Below are 13,644 nucleotides of genomic sequence, written 5' to 3' on the forward strand. Positions count from 1 at the left end.
TCGGCACACATCCCGCGGCCTCGCCCGCGTGGTGTGAGGGCGGGATCGGTGATCAGCGCAGCTGACGGCAGATCCACTCGGCCAGAGTCGTCGGCGTGGTGGTGAGCAGGGTTCGGGGGTCCTCCGGGATGTAGTCCGTGCTGAGACCCGCTGCCATTCCGGCGATTCCGTCGATCTGGCCGTCACCGAGCCCCGCCGATCGCAGGGCGTTGCGGAACTCCTGGTCGGAGAGCTGGATCGGGGTGACGTCGCGCCCGAGTTGTGCGCCGAGGATCTCGGCCACGCGCGCGAAGGTGAGATCCTCGGGTCCGTGGACCGCCTGGACGACGCGGCCCGACCAGTCGTCGGACAGCAAGCGCACCGCGGCGACCTCGCCGATATCGCGCGGATCGACCCAAGGCATGGCGTGGTCCAGTGGCCACGGCGTGGACAGGGTGCCCGCCCGGATCTCGTCGAGTTGGGGCAGCAGGTTCGTGAAGAAGTACCCGCATCGCAGATGCAGCACATCGGCACCGGTGGCGTCGAGTAGCTCCTCGGTGCGTGCGAGTCCGTCGATTTCTCCGGCGCCGGAACGTTTCTCGGCTCCCCCGCTGCTGAGGAACACCGTCTTCTCGATGCTGTTCTCGACTACGGCCCGCGCCGCGGAGGCACCCATCAGCGCGTAGCCGGCTACCGGATCACCGTCCACCAGCGCGGGCGGGTCGACCCAGAACAACCGATCGGCCCCCTCGGTGGCCCGCACCACGGCGTCCGCGTCCCCCTGGTCGACCTGCACCACCTCGACCAGTTCCCGAACGCCATCGTCGAGCCGGTCCGGGTGCCGCATCAGCACCCGCGGCCGAACTCCCGCCTGCACCAACAGCCGCACCACCCGCGACCCGACGTGTCCGGTGGGCGTGGTGACCGCGATCCTCTTCGTTCGATTTCCCATAACCGCACGATAGAAGCCATCGCGGTCACTTTCCGTCCGCGAATGCCGGTGTCACCACGTGCGCAGGACCGACGCCTTGGGACCGGCCACCAGGCTCCGCTCCGGCACGTCGTCACCGACCACCGCACCGGCCGCGATCACCGAGTCGCGTCCGATACTGACGCCGGGCAGAATTGTCGCCCCGGCACCGATCCAGACATTGTCGGCTATATCGATCGGTGCGCCGGTGAGAAACCGGCGCCGTTCCTCGGGGTCGACCGGGTGTCCCATGGTGATGAAGGTGGCCTTGGGGCCGATCATCACGCCGGAGCCCAGCCGGATCCCCGCGTAGTCGAGGAACGTGCACCCCTGGTTGACGAAGACCCGCTCCCCGATGTCGAGACCGAGTCCGTGGTCGGTGTAGAAGGGCGGGTAGATCGTGAGCTTCGGGGGCAGCGGACGCCCGAGGATCTGCTCGAGCAGTTCCGCCTTTCCCGTTTCGTCGTCGAAGGGCAGTGCGTTGAGCCGGGACGTCATCGCGGTCACCGCGAGCACCCGCTCGTGCATGGCCCGGAACTCCTCGCCCAGCACCCGCTCGCCCCGCTCCAGCAGCTCGGGATCGTGGATCAGCATAATGTTCTCGCTCGCCATCTCCCGATTCTGGACTACCGGTCGCCGACCCCGGCGGGCGACTTCACAGCCGGGCGTTCACCTGTCCCGCCGCATCGGCGAAGGCCCATTCGTAGGTGCCGTGGGCGGCGGGGAAGATGCCGCCCGCACACACCGGATCGCCTGCGGCACAGTAGTTCTGCGTGCGATCCGCGTACCAGGGGTGGGCTGTTCCGCCGACGAGGCGGAGTGGGTCACCGAACAGCAGCACCGCGAGGACACGGTGGGACAGCTCGGGCGGGAGGGTCCACATGCCCGGGAGGGCCAGTGCGGCAGGAGAACCTAGCACACCGTGGGTGACCACCGCACCCTGCGAATAGCCGACCAGAATGAACCGCTGGTCCGGGCAGGCCGCCGAGAGGGCGACGAGATGACCTGTCATGGCGCGGGTTCCGTCGCTCACCGAGGACGGCACCAGTAGATCTGCGGGGTATTCCACGCGGTGCGCACTGGTGTCCACCGCCAGATGCTCGCGCAGGACCGCGTAGAGCGGGTCCCCGACGGCGGCCCCTAGATATCCGGGCTCCGTTGTGCCACGGGCGATTACGACATCCACTGCGGCACAACCCTGTGCCCACGCCGTAGGTCCGGGCGATATCGCCGAACCGATTCCCGTGGCGAGAAGCCACACCGACAGCATTGTCGCTGTGCGCTTCCAACCGATACGCATTACCTTCCGATAGGCCATGGGGACCACCTGCTCACGCCGTTGTGAGGATTAGAGAACCGAGCAGTTACCGTCTGCCTCAACGGCATTCGGTGTGCTCAGAGGTGGAATACCCGGTCATCGGCTTCGGCACGGCATGCGTTGCGCATCCCTTGCGCCACGGTTGCGTCTCGGATCGCCTGCGGCACAGGGCCGCCCGAGGGTTTTACTTCTTCTTGGACTTCTTTTTGTACTTCGGCTTGTCGTTGTCGGGTTCCCACTCGTAGCCGGGGGTGTTCTTCTCGCAGTAGGAGTCGGCCACGTGCACATCGCCGAGGTCGCGTTCGCACCAGCGTGACTTGCCGCAGGAGGTGGCGCCGAGGGACGCCAGCACGGCGAGGGCGAGCACGGCGGCGCCCGCGCGGATCCGGACCTTCATGGTTTCTCGAGCCTTTCTTCGGTGAACATCGCTGGTCAGGTGAATTCCAGGACTCCCCCCGGTCACCGTCGCAGCAATGCTAGCTTTCCTACATGTCGAGCGCAGCACCCCAGCCCACCGATGATTTCTCCCCCGACGCGATCGTGGTCGGCTCCGGGCTCGCGGGCCTGGTCGCCACCCACGAACTGGTGCTGGCCGGACGCAAGGTGCTCGTGGTCGATCAGGAGAACCGCGCCAATCTGGGTGGGCAGGCGTTCTGGTCGCTGGGTGGGCTGTTCCTGGTCGACACCCCCGAGCAGCGCCGCCTCGGCATCAAGGATTCCTACGACCTCGCCCTGCAGGACTGGATGGGGTCGGCCGGTTTCGACCGCCTCGACGGCGAGGACAGCATGGCCGTGGAGTGGGCACGCGCCTACGTGCGTTTCGCGACCGACGAGAAGCGGGACTACCTGCACGCCTTGGGTTTACGCATCACACCGATCGTCGGCTGGGCCGAACGCGGCGGCTCCCTCGCCGACGGTCACGGCAATTCGGTTCCCCGTTTCCACCTCACCTGGGGTACCGGTCCGGAGGTCCTGCGGGTGTTCCTCGAACCCGTGCTGGCCGGTGAGGCCGAGGGCCTGGTGCGGTTCGCGTTCCGCCACCGAGTCGACGAACTGGTGGTCACCGACGGTACGGTCACCGGTGTGCGCGGCAGCGTGCTCGCACCGAGCGACACCGAGCGTGGTGTCGCCTCGAACCGGGACGTGGTCGGCGACTTCGATTTCCAGGCGCCTGCGGTGCTGGTGAGCACGGGCGGTATCGGGCACGCGCACGACATCATCCGCCGCAACTGGCCGACCGAGCGCCTCGGCCCGTGCCCGGAGACGATGATCTCGGGCGTACCGGCCTACGTCGACGGGCGGATGCTCGGCATCTCCGAGAGCGCGGGCGCGGCGCTGGTGAACCGTGATCGCATGTGGCACTACACCGAGGGCATCAACAACTGGGATCCGGTGTGGCCCGATCACGCCATCCGCATCCTGCCCGGTCCGTCGCCGCTGTGGTTCGACGCGAACGGCCGACGCATGCCCGCACCGTGCTTCCCCGGCTTCGACACCAATGCCACGATGCGCCAGATCCTGTCGACCGGCTACGACTATTCCTGGTTCGTGCTGAACCAGACCATCATCGAGAAGGAGTTCGCCCTCTCCGGCTCGGAGCAGAACCCCGACATCACCGGCAAGGACTGGAAGCTCACGCTGCGCAGCCGCCTCGCCAAGGGCGCACCGGGTCCGGTCGAGGCGTTCAAGCAGCACGGTGTGGATTTCGTGGTCGCCGACTCGCTCCCCGCCCTGGTGGACGGCATGAACGAGATCGCGCGCGGGCCGAAGCTCGATGCCGCCGAACTGGAACGGCAGATCGTCGCTCGCGATCGCGAGGTGACCAACCCCTTCACCAAGGACGCGCAGATCGCGGCGATCACCGCCGCCCGCAAGTACATCGGTGACAAGTTGCAGCGGGTGGTCACCCCGCATCGCATCCTGGATCCGGCCCACGGCCCGCTCATCGCGGTGCGGCTCAATGTGCTGACCCGCAAGACGTTGGGCGGCTTGCAGACCGACCTCGACTCGCAGGTGCTGCGCCCGGACGGCTCGGTGTTCGACGGCCTGTACGCCGCCGGTGAGGTCGCCGGGTTCGGCGGCGGCGGCGTGCACGGGTACAACGCGCTCGAGGGCACGTTCCTCGGCGGCTGCATCTTCTCCGGCCGCGCCGCGGGCCGGGCGATGGCGCGCCGGAGTTAGTCAGCCGCGCCCGTGCCGGGGTGTCAGCGCGCGCGATGCCTCGTTGGCGACCTCGGCGAGGGCGCGCGCCAGCCGGGCGGTGTCGAGGGCGGCGCGGTCGCCGTTCACGGTGCCCGACAACGAGATCGCGGCTACCGCCACCCCTCGGCCACGGATCGGCACCGCGACACAGCCCACGCCGGGCAGCGATTCCTCGGTGTCGACGGCCACGCCCTGACGGTGCCGGATGCGGGCCAGTTCTCGGTGCAGTTCCACCCGGTCGATGATGGTGCGGGCCGTGCGGGCGACGGTGTTGCCGCGCAGCGAAGCCTCGGCGATACCGGGTTCGAGCGTGGCAAGCAGCGCTTTGCCGAGGGCCGTGCAGTGGGCCGGTAACCGGCCGCCGATGCGGGTGGGGATCGCCACCTGCCCGCGCCTGCCCGCGCGATCCAGGAAAAGCACCTCGCGGCCGTCGAGCACGGCGAGGTGCCCGACCAGGCCCGTGCGCTGGCTGAGGTCGTAGAGCAGCGGGCCGACCACTTCACGTAGTTCGTTGTGTTCGGCGGCGAGCCCGCCGAGTTCGAGCACCCGCAGTCCTAGGCGGTAGCCGCCGGGAGTGTGTGCGAGCCAACGCAATCGGATCATCTGATCGAGGATGCGATGCACCGTGGACCTGGGCAGGCCGGTGCGCTCGGCCAGGCCGAGCAGGGTGAGGGTCGGGGTGGTCGCGTCGAAGGCGTCGAGGATGAGTGTCATCCGCTCGATCATCGACGTAGGCGGTGTGCCGGCCGAGCGGGCCGATCCGGTCCACAGTTCCTCCGTCGCCGGTTCGGTCACGATGTCGACCGTCATAGATCCAACCTCCACAGTGTGTAGCGAATACAGCCTAGAGCTGTCCGTGCCGCCGACGCACCATTTCGCTGGACCGAGCGGTACACCCCGACCGAATTCGCTAGCGGCGGGCCTCTTCGAGGCGGGCGGCGCGCTCGACGAGGAGCTCGGCGGGGCCGGTCGGTGGGCTGCTACGCCGCCAGATGGCCCGGAACTTGCGGGTGAGGCGGGTGGCATCGGTCGAGGACACCTCGACCAGGGCGCCGGTGGCCAGATCGGGTGCGGCGATCAGGCGGCTCAGCACCGCCGGGGCCATCCCCGTTCGCGCGGCGGCGACGATGGCCGCGGCCGAGCCGAGTTCGGCGGCCGGGCCCGCCGGTGCGCCCTCGCTGCTGAGCAGGTCCCAGACGGTGTCGCGGGTGCCGGAGCCGGGTTCACGCCAGAGCAGGGCCGTGTGGGCGAGCTCGGCGAGTGTCACGGGGGTCTTCCGGCGCGCCCACGGGTGGTCCCGCGCCACGACGACGACCAGTTCGTCGGAGCCGAGCACCCGGCTGCCGAGCCCGGTCGGCGGGTGTGGGCCCTCGACGAAACCCACATCGGCGGCGCCGTCGCGGACCAGGGCGGCGACCTGGGTGGAATTCTCGACGTCCAGGGCGACGATCACCTCGGGATGGTCGGTGCGCAACGCCGCCAGCCAATGCGGAATGCGATGATCGGCAATGGTTTTCGATGCGGCGATCCGCAGGCGCGTGGCCTGGGCGGCACGCAGCCGGTCGATGTCGTCGACGAGGTCGCGCACGGCCGCGAGCACCGGCCGCGCGTGCTCGACGACGGCGCGGCCCGCGTCGGTGAGTTCCGATCCGGTCGGCCCGCGGTCGAGCAGTTTGACCCGCATTCGGCGTTCCAGGGCGCTGATGCGCATGCTCGCGGCGGGCTGGGTGATGCCGTGCCGGCGCGCGGCGGCGCCGAGACTACCCAGCTCGGCGACCGACACCAGCAGATCGAGGACGTCGAGGTCGGGGGTTCCCGGTGGCAGCATCACGCACCGGTCGCCGGTGTGCGGCGCAGGTTCTTCGCGACCCCGTAGAGCGCGATCACCGGTTTGAGCGGCATCCACTCCCCGAATCGGTAGTCGCGCCCGCGCACCAGGCGGGTAGCGAGCTCGGGGCTCTGCTCCGCGAGGTAGCGGCGTGCGACGGCGGCGTGCGTCGGCAGGGAGACGATCTTGATCCGATCGACGTCCTTCAGGAACGGGAGGGCGAAGGCGATGTTCTCCCAGGTGGATCGGCTGTTCTCCTCGAGCACGAGCTCACCGGTGTACCCGCGTTCGCGCGCGTAGCGGGCCAGCAGCGATGCCTCGGTGTCGGGCCCCGCGCAGGCACCGCCGCACAGCACCAGCCGCGATTCGCTCGCCCCTGGGTCGCGGGAACGCAGACCCGCGCGCACTCGCCATCGGTTCATGGCGTTGGCGCTGCGACCGGCATTGCGGTATCCGAGCACGACCACCGCCTCCGATCCGCCGGTGTCGGGGCGCGTCTCGGTTCGGGACGCACGCCAGTTCACCCACTCGCCCCACAGCATGGCGCCGAGGGCGGCGGCGGCGATCCGGCTTCGTGTGCGCACCTCTCCAGCAAACCACGATGATCTCCGCCGGGCGCCGAATAGGCACCTGACCTCGGGTTTCAGCACCAGCCGGTGAGCGCCATCAGCGCCAGACTCGAGGTGCCGAGCACCACGCCGATGGCGCCGCCGAGGAGCAGCGGCCGTGGACCCGCGGACCGCAGGCGGTCCAGGCTCAGGGATGTGCCGATGGCGGCCAGGACGGCGGTGATCAACCAGCCGCTCGTCGCGGCGAGGGGCTCGGTGAGAGCCGAGGGCAGGATCCCGGTGGCGGCGACGATGGACGACGCCACGAACATCACGACGAACAAAGGGAAGCTCTCGCGCAGCGAGCCGGGGGATGTGCCCGTTCGCTCGGCCATCCGTCGGCGCCCCAGATGCAGGCCGAGGCAGAGCGGGACGATGGCCAGACTGCGGACCAGCTTCACCACGACGGCGAACTGCGCGGCGCCCGCCCCGAACACCACCCCGGCGGCCAGCACCGAGGAGGTGTCGTTGATGGCGGTTCCCGCCCAGAGTCCGAACGCCTGCGGCGACATCCCGATCGCCCGACCCAGCGGTGGATAGACGAGTACCGCAACGACATTGAAGACGAAGATGGTGCCGAGTGCATAGGCCACCCGTTGCCGATCGGGGCGGAGCACCGCCGTCGCAGCCGCGATGGCGGAGGCACCGCAGATGGTCGACCCGGCGGCGATCAGAGTCGCCGACTCACGGTCCACGGCGAGCATCCGCCCGACGACGAACGCGGCGACGGCACCGGCGACGAGTGTGCCGACCAGGACGACAGCGGTCTCGCGCCCCACACCGAGCACCGAACCCATCGGCAGACCGAGCCCGAGCAGCACGATGGCCCACCCGAGCACCCGCTGCCTGGCCACGTCGAGGCCCGGTTCGAACCTCGTACTCCCCCGGCGCCGCAACCACATTCCGGTCACCGCGCCGGCGATCAGGGCCACCACCGGCGCTCCGGCCATCGGCAGCGCCTTACCCACCGGGGTGGCGACGGCGGCCAGCAGCAGTGCCAGAGCCAGGCCCGGCGCGACAGTTCCTACGCGATTCACCTCCCCACCATCGCCGGGCCGCGCACCCCCGGGTAGATCCCGATCCACGACGAGCACATAAGTGTGGCTTATGCCGCGACACGGCTGCGCCCGCGTGCTTGGACAAGCGGTCCGTGGGTAAGGCGGAGGCAGAATCGAGCCGGCATGGAGTGCCGCCGAAGACAGGAGGATGTTGTGAGAGCTGGTTACCGGATCGTCACCGCCGCGGCCGTCGCGGGTACCTTCGCCCTGAGCTCGGCCGCGGTGGCGAACGCCGAGGAACCCGAAGCGCCGAAGACCCCGCTGGTCCAGTACATCGAGTCCTGGCCACCTGCCCCGGAGAACTGCAACCGGATGTGGGATCCCATCGAGGACGCGGTCGAAGACTCCGTCCCACCCCAGTACGAGGCCGAGTTCGAGGCATTCGACGACTGGTGCGAGGGCGACGAGGACTGACGGGAGGGTCGCCGCGGTGTTCGTCACCGCGGCGACCTTTCCGCCGTCACCCGTCGTCGAAATCCGGTTCGGCGGTGAGTAGTTCGTCGGCTCGGGCGAGAGCCGCGTCGAGGTCGTCGGTGACGCTGTCGAGCAGGGACATGCCGTCGAGCATGTCGGTGAGTTCGGCACGGAGGGCATCGATTTCGGCGAGCGCGGGGTCGACGGTCGTCCAGGCGACGGTGTGCGACCACCAGGTGTCGCCCTGGATCCACGACCAGACGACATCGCGCACCAACACCGCGTCGGTGGTGAACAGATGGCGGTGGTCGGTGCTCGCGATGTGCTCGATCTCGTAGGTGCCGTCGGGCAGGTAGCGGGCCTGGATGTGGTCCGGCCCCCGGGTGAGCAGGAGGAAGGGGTGGTCGGGGGCAGGGTTCACGGCATCGGCGCCGGGACGGGCGGGGTCGACGGCGCGGGGCGCACCCGCACCGTCACCGACGTGGACCACGACCTCGGGCAGGTCGACATGCTCGGCACCCATCCGGCCAGTGTGCCGGACGCCGCCCCTCGACCCGTGACCGGCATCGTCGCGATAATCGGACTGCGGGATCGGACGACGACGACTAGCCTCGCACCCATGACCTGGCAGGCGCCCGAACTCGTGCCGACCCGCACCCTGGTCGGCGCCGACGAACGCCCGATGTTGCAGTCCTGGTTGGACTTCCATCGTCAGACGTTGCTCAACAAATGCGGCGGGCTCGACGCCGCGCAGCTGGCGAAACGTTCGGTTCCGCCGTCGAACCTGTCGCTGCTCGGGTTGGTTCGTCATCTCACCGAGGTCGAACGCGGCTGGTTCCGGGTGTCGGCCGCCGGTGAGGACATCGGCCCGGTGTACGCGTCCGAACTCGAACCCGACGCCGACTTCGACGACCTGGATTCGCGTCCGGCACCGGAGGTCTTCGACCTGTTCCACGCCGAAGTCGCCGCCTGCGACGCCGCCGTCGCCGACCTCTCCCTCGATCATGTGTTCCAGGTGCCGTGGCGTTCCGACGGCTACACGCTGCGCTGGGTGTATCTGCACATGATCGAGGAGTACGCCCGCCACAACGGGCACGCCGATCTGCTGCGCGAACGCATCGACGGTGTGACCGGCAGTTTCTGATCAGCCGGTGATCACGTCGGCGGTGAGCTGATCGAGACCGTCGAGCACCGCCTCGGCATGGGCGAGCGCCTCGGCCGAGGCCGGGAATTCCGGGCGCGGCACCGCGATCACCCGCATCCCCGCGGCGTGCGCGGATCGCAGGCCGTTGGTCGAATCCTCAACCGCCGCACAGTTCTTCGGGTCGACTCCCAACCGCTGCGCGACCGTGAGATACACATCGGGCGCGGGTTTGCCGCGACCCACCTCCTCGGTGGACAGCACGACCGCGAAACTCTCCATCAGCCCCGCCTTCTCCAGTACGAGCGCGATCAGGGAGGCAGGAGAAGAACTGGCGAGCCCGAGCTTCCATGAATCCGCGCAGCGGCGAACGGCGTCGACCGCGCCGGGCAGCAGCGGCAGGTGCTGGGCGTACTCGTCGGCCATCAGATCGATGACATCGGCGGCGACCTTGTCGGCCGGTTGCGCGACACCGAGCTCGTCGGCCAGATACGACGACCACTCCACGGTGGACATGCCCATCATGCGCTGCTGCGAATCCGGTTGCCAGCGACCACCATTGACGGTGACGTAGTCTTTGCGGACCTTTTCCCAGACGGGCTCGGAGTCGATCAGCACACCGTCCATGTCGAACACAACCGCCGCGATACTCATACCAAGCCTCTCGCCGTCGATGATGATCGGCATCGAGCCTAACCGACCGGCGGCGGTCCCCCGCGCGAACGCCCAGCTCGGAAACGATAACGTGTTGCATATGGACGAGAAGAACGTCGGCGACTCGCGGCCCGACCAGACGCATCACGAGGGCGGCTTCCGGCCGATGGCCGAACTCATCGAAGCGCGCGCGAGCGAGAGCGACACCCTGATCGGCGGACCGCACTACGGCGAGTTCATCGAGCAGGTGCGCGAGCTGATGGACCGCGCGCGACTGGCGAACCCGTCCGACGAGCTGGCCAAGGAGACGATCGTCGCGCTCGAGCAGCTCAATGCCCGCCTGGACGAGGCCGTGGTCGACGAGTGGTCCTCGCCGAGCTGGACGCGCACCGATCTACCCGCGCGCGGCAACATCACTCTGCCGCCGTACACGGTGGTCAGCGGTGACCGCGACGGGGTGACCGCGAAGGTCACCTTCCGCACCTTCCACCTGGGTGGCAACCAGGCCGCGCACGGCGGGCACATCTCGCTCGCCTTCGACGACATCCTCGGGATGACCGCCGCGCTGGCCACCGGTGCGGTGACCCGCACGGCCTCGCTCACCGTCGACTATCGATCAGTTACCCCGCTCAACCGTGAACTCACCGTGCGCGCCCATGCCGAACGGCGCGACGGCCGCAAGGTGTACCTGAAGGCGACCATGCACGACGGTGACCGTCTCTGCGCCGAGGCCAACGGCCTGTTCATCGTGCTCAAGCCGGGGCAGCCCTGACATTACGATCGGCCTGATTCCAAGGCCGTCCTCGTGGCGCCGGGTGGCGCAATGCCCGTAGCGGGCCGGGTTCGCGCAGGTCGCGCGACCCGCCACCCGGCGCAAACAGATCGGTACGATTTCGTGCCGTTCCGCGTGCCGCGGGCATCGGCGTAATCGCCACTATCGTCGCTGTTCATGCAGGTCAGCGAGAGAACAGGCACGAAAGAGCCGGGGCACGACCGGCGCGCCGATCGGGCTCGTCGCGTCGCCGACGTGGTGCGCCACCAGATCCTGTCGGGTGCGCTCGACGGCACGGTGCCCGGCGAGCAGGAGTTGGCCGCCGAACACGGCGCCTCCCGCAATACCGTCCGCGCGGCGCTTGCGCTGCTGCGCGACGAGGGACTCATCGACCGTGCCCCGAAGGTGGGCACCCGGGTGGCGGCCCGCAAGTTCGACCACGGACTCGACGTGCTGCTCGGTTTGCAGGAAACCCTCGCCGAGCACGGCACGGTGCGCAACGAAGTGCGTGTGGCGGGCACCGTCACCGCGCCGTCCGCCGTGGCCCGCAGGCTCGGGCTCACACCAGGCGAGCAGGTGGTCTACATCGAGCGGTTGCGGTTCCTCGCCGACCTGCCGCTGAGCCTGGACCTGACCTACCTCGTCCCGGACATCGGTGCCGAGGTGCTGGCCCATGATCTCGCGAGCACCGATGTGTTCGTCCTGCTCGAACAGATCACCGGCCGATCGCTCGGCGACGCGGAGATCGCCCTCGAGGCGGTGGCCGCCGACCCGCACACCGCCGTCACCCTCGACGCCCCGGCCGGTGCGCCGCTGCTGATGCTCGAGCGGCTCACCCGCCTCGACGACGGCAGACCCGTCGATCTCGAGTACATCCGCATGCGCGGCGATCGAATCACCATGCGCGGCAGCCTCGTGCGCAGCGCACCCGAATGGAAGGTCCGTTAGATGGCCCTCGTGCCCCAGCGCGCCGACGTCCCCGTGACGATCGACGAATCCCTGTGCATCACCGGCTGCACGTTGTGCGTCGACATGTGCCCGCTCGATTCCCTTGCCATTCACGAGGATTCGGGCAAGGCGTACATGCATGTGGACGAGTGCTGGTACTGCGGCCCCTGCGCCGCGCGCTGCCCCACCGGCGCCGTCACCGTCAACATGCCCTACCTGCTCCGCTGAACCCGGGAACCCCACGCATGAAGATCACTCGTTTGCTGCCCGTCGCCCTTGCCGTCGCCCTCGCCGCGGCCGGGTGCTCGCTCGAAAGTTCGACGGCCGCACCGGCCGGCACCGTCAAGGTCGTCATCGGCTATCAGTCCAAGACCATCAACACCGTCACCGCGGGCACGCTGCTGCGCGCGCAGGGTTACCTGGAACAGCGCCTGCAGCGCATCACCGATGCGGGTGGTGCGAAGTATCAGGTGGAGTGGCAGGACTACGACACCGGTGCGCCGATCACCGCCCAGATGGTGGCGGAGAAGATCGATATCGGGTCGATGGGTGACTACCCGTTGCTGATCAACGGTTCACGCACCCAGGCAGCCGAGCGTTCCCGCACCGAGCTGGTGTCGATCACCGGCTACAACCCCAAGGGCGCGCTGAACATGGTTGTGGTGCCGCAGGATTCGCCCGCGCGCTCGCTGACCGACCTGGCCGGGCAGAAGATCTCGGCCAGTGTGGGTTCGGCGGGTCACGGCACTCTGGTGCAGGCGTTGAGCCGGGCGGGAATCGATCCGGCGAAGGGTGTGGAGGTGCTCAACCAGCAACCCCAGGTCGGGGCGACGGCACTGGAATCGCATCAGGTGAGCGCGCTGTCGCAGTTCGTGGCCTGGCCGGGTCTGCTGGTGCAGCAGAACAAGGCCAAGCTGCTCTACGACGGTGCCGAGCTGAATGTGCCGACCTTCCACGGGGTGGTCGCCCGGCGGGCGTATGCGGCCGAGCACCCCGAGGTGCTGCAGGCATTCCTGGCCGCGCAACTCGACGCGACCGCGTTCCTCAACGAAAAGCCGTTCGAGGCAGCGGATCTCGTCGCCAAAGGCTCCGGTCTGCCGCAGGAGGTCGTGTACCTCTACAACGGGCCCGGCGGCACCAGCTTCGACACCACCCTCAAGGCGAAGCTGATCGATGCGTTCAAAGGCGATGTGAACTACCTGAAGTCGATCGGTGACTTCGCCGACCTCGATATCGATGCGTTCGTCGAGGACGGGCCGCTGCGGCAGGCGTTCGCCGAGACCGGCCGCGATTACGACGCGACCCTGGCCGAGTCGACGAACCCCAGCAAGGTGACGGGCACCGACCCGATTTGCGCTGTGCCCGTGAGTGATCCGGCGCTGGCAGGTGAAGTGTGGGTCGAGGGCGCCGACAAGCCGCAGCCCGCCGCGAATCCCGACTGCCTGCTGAGGGCTGTGCAGGCGGCCAAGGCGCAGGGCAAGACCGTTCGCGCGGCCTACATCCCGGACGCCGAGCTCCGCACGCGCTGGTTCGCGGACAAGGCAATCTGGTTGCGCGATGATGCCCGCTACTTGCCCTTCACCACCCAGGCCGCGGCCGACCGATACCGCGCCACACACCCGGCGGCCGCACAGGTCACGTACGACCAGGCCGTCACAGAGGTCCGCGGATGAGCCCCACCGCCCGCTCGGACGACCCTGCGACACTCGGCGCCGACGCCACTTCCGTTCAGTCGCGCAGCGACCCACCATC

General features: G+C 68.8%; 17 protein-coding genes. 7 read left to right on the plus strand and 10 right to left on the minus strand.

The window, feature by feature from the left end; genetic code table 11:
• Nucleotides 1-52: 52 nt before the first annotated feature.
• From NCO8_RS12070 to NCO8_RS12085, 4 genes are all read right to left on the minus strand, one after another.
• On the minus strand, nt 53-931 hold the full coding sequence (locus tag NCO8_RS12070) for an NmrA family NAD(P)-binding protein (RefSeq protein ID WP_067638987.1): 879 nt from the start codon (nt 929-931) through the stop codon (nt 53-55).
• 51 nt (nt 932-982) lie between these two features.
• Nucleotides 983-1,561 carry a sugar O-acetyltransferase gene (locus NCO8_RS12075; protein ID WP_067638989.1) on the minus strand — a complete coding sequence of 193 codons (579 nt, stop codon included), beginning with the start codon at nt 1,559-1,561 and terminating at the stop codon, nt 983-985.
• Between the two features lie 43 nt (nt 1,562-1,604).
• The gene (locus NCO8_RS12080; protein ID WP_245655324.1) at nt 1,605-2,135 is read right to left on the minus strand and encodes a cutinase family protein; all 531 of its coding nucleotides are present in this window, start codon (nt 2,133-2,135) and stop codon (nt 1,605-1,607) included.
• A 316-nt stretch (nt 2,136-2,451) separates the two neighbouring features.
• A complete protein-coding gene (locus tag NCO8_RS12085) occupies nt 2,452-2,664 on the minus strand; it encodes a hypothetical protein (RefSeq protein ID WP_067488734.1) in 213 nt (70 codons plus the stop codon).
• Between the two features lie 92 nt (nt 2,665-2,756).
• Between NCO8_RS12085 and NCO8_RS12090 the strand changes: the two genes are divergently transcribed.
• On the plus strand, nt 2,757-4,448 hold the full coding sequence (locus NCO8_RS12090) for an FAD-binding dehydrogenase (RefSeq protein WP_067638993.1): 1,692 nt from the start codon (nt 2,757-2,759) through the stop codon (nt 4,446-4,448).
• Here the strand turns inward: NCO8_RS12090 and NCO8_RS12095 are convergent, their stop codons facing one another.
• The 4 genes from NCO8_RS12095 to NCO8_RS12110 all read right to left on the minus strand — a co-directional run bounded on the left by NCO8_RS12095 (nt 4,449) and on the right by NCO8_RS12110 (nt 7,942).
• A complete protein-coding gene (locus tag NCO8_RS12095) occupies nt 4,449-5,279 on the minus strand; it encodes an IclR family transcriptional regulator (RefSeq protein WP_067638995.1) in 831 nt (276 codons plus the stop codon).
• A gap of 100 nt (nt 5,280-5,379) precedes the next feature.
• Nucleotides 5,380-6,300: a LysR substrate-binding domain-containing protein gene (locus NCO8_RS12100; protein ID WP_067638997.1), complete on the minus strand. Its 921-nt coding sequence runs from the start codon at nt 6,298-6,300 to the stop codon at nt 5,380-5,382.
• Entirely contained in the window at nt 6,297-6,881 is a 585-nt protein-coding gene (locus NCO8_RS12105) for a YdcF family protein (protein ID WP_067638999.1), read from the minus strand. Before NCO8_RS12105 ends, NCO8_RS12100 begins: the two co-directional genes overlap by 4 nt.
• A gap of 59 nt (nt 6,882-6,940) precedes the next feature.
• Nucleotides 6,941-7,942, minus strand: coding sequence for a YeiH family protein (locus NCO8_RS12110; protein ID WP_067639001.1), 1,002 nt, complete (start codon nt 7,940-7,942; stop codon nt 6,941-6,943).
• Between the two features lie 174 nt (nt 7,943-8,116).
• On the opposite strand from NCO8_RS12110, the gene NCO8_RS12115 reads away from it, so the two are divergent.
• A complete protein-coding gene (locus NCO8_RS12115) occupies nt 8,117-8,377 on the plus strand; it encodes a hypothetical protein (RefSeq protein WP_067639003.1) in 261 nt (86 codons plus the stop codon).
• Nucleotides 8,378-8,423: 46 nt separating this feature from the next.
• Here the strand turns inward: NCO8_RS12115 and NCO8_RS12120 are convergent, their stop codons facing one another.
• Entirely contained in the window at nt 8,424-8,900 is a 477-nt protein-coding gene (locus tag NCO8_RS12120; protein ID WP_067639005.1) for a hypothetical protein, read from the minus strand.
• A gap of 96 nt (nt 8,901-8,996) precedes the next feature.
• Here NCO8_RS12120 and NCO8_RS12125 point away from each other — a divergent pair, with 96 nt between their 5' ends.
• Nucleotides 8,997-9,521, plus strand: coding sequence for a DinB family protein (locus NCO8_RS12125; protein WP_067639007.1), 525 nt, complete (start codon nt 8,997-8,999; stop codon nt 9,519-9,521).
• Here the strand turns inward: NCO8_RS12125 and NCO8_RS12130 are convergent, their stop codons facing one another.
• Nucleotides 9,522-10,172, minus strand: coding sequence for an HAD family hydrolase (locus NCO8_RS12130; RefSeq protein WP_067639009.1), 651 nt, complete (start codon nt 10,170-10,172; stop codon nt 9,522-9,524).
• A 100-nt stretch (nt 10,173-10,272) separates the two neighbouring features.
• On the opposite strand from NCO8_RS12130, the gene NCO8_RS12135 reads away from it, so the two are divergent.
• From NCO8_RS12135 to NCO8_RS12150, 4 genes are all read left to right on the plus strand, one after another.
• Nucleotides 10,273-10,944 (plus strand): PaaI family thioesterase, encoded by a 672-nt coding sequence (locus NCO8_RS12135; protein WP_067489130.1) that lies wholly within the window; start codon nt 10,273-10,275, stop codon nt 10,942-10,944.
• Nucleotides 10,945-11,121: 177 nt separating this feature from the next.
• Nucleotides 11,122-11,892, plus strand: coding sequence for a GntR family transcriptional regulator (locus NCO8_RS12140; protein WP_067639011.1), 771 nt, complete (start codon nt 11,122-11,124; stop codon nt 11,890-11,892).
• Nucleotides 11,893-12,120 carry a 4Fe-4S dicluster domain-containing protein gene (locus NCO8_RS12145; protein WP_019046727.1) on the plus strand — a complete coding sequence of 76 codons (228 nt, stop codon included), beginning with the start codon at nt 11,893-11,895 and terminating at the stop codon, nt 12,118-12,120.
• A 17-nt stretch (nt 12,121-12,137) separates the two neighbouring features.
• The gene (locus NCO8_RS12150) at nt 12,138-13,565 is read left to right on the plus strand and encodes an ABC transporter substrate-binding protein (RefSeq protein ID WP_067639013.1); all 1,428 of its coding nucleotides are present in this window, start codon (nt 12,138-12,140) and stop codon (nt 13,563-13,565) included.
• Nucleotides 13,566-13,644: the final 79 nt, after the last annotated feature.

This window comes from Nocardia coubleae NBRC 108252 (assembly GCF_001612805.1).
GTDB classification, from domain to species: domain Bacteria; phylum Actinomycetota; class Actinomycetes; order Mycobacteriales; family Mycobacteriaceae; genus Nocardia; species Nocardia coubleae.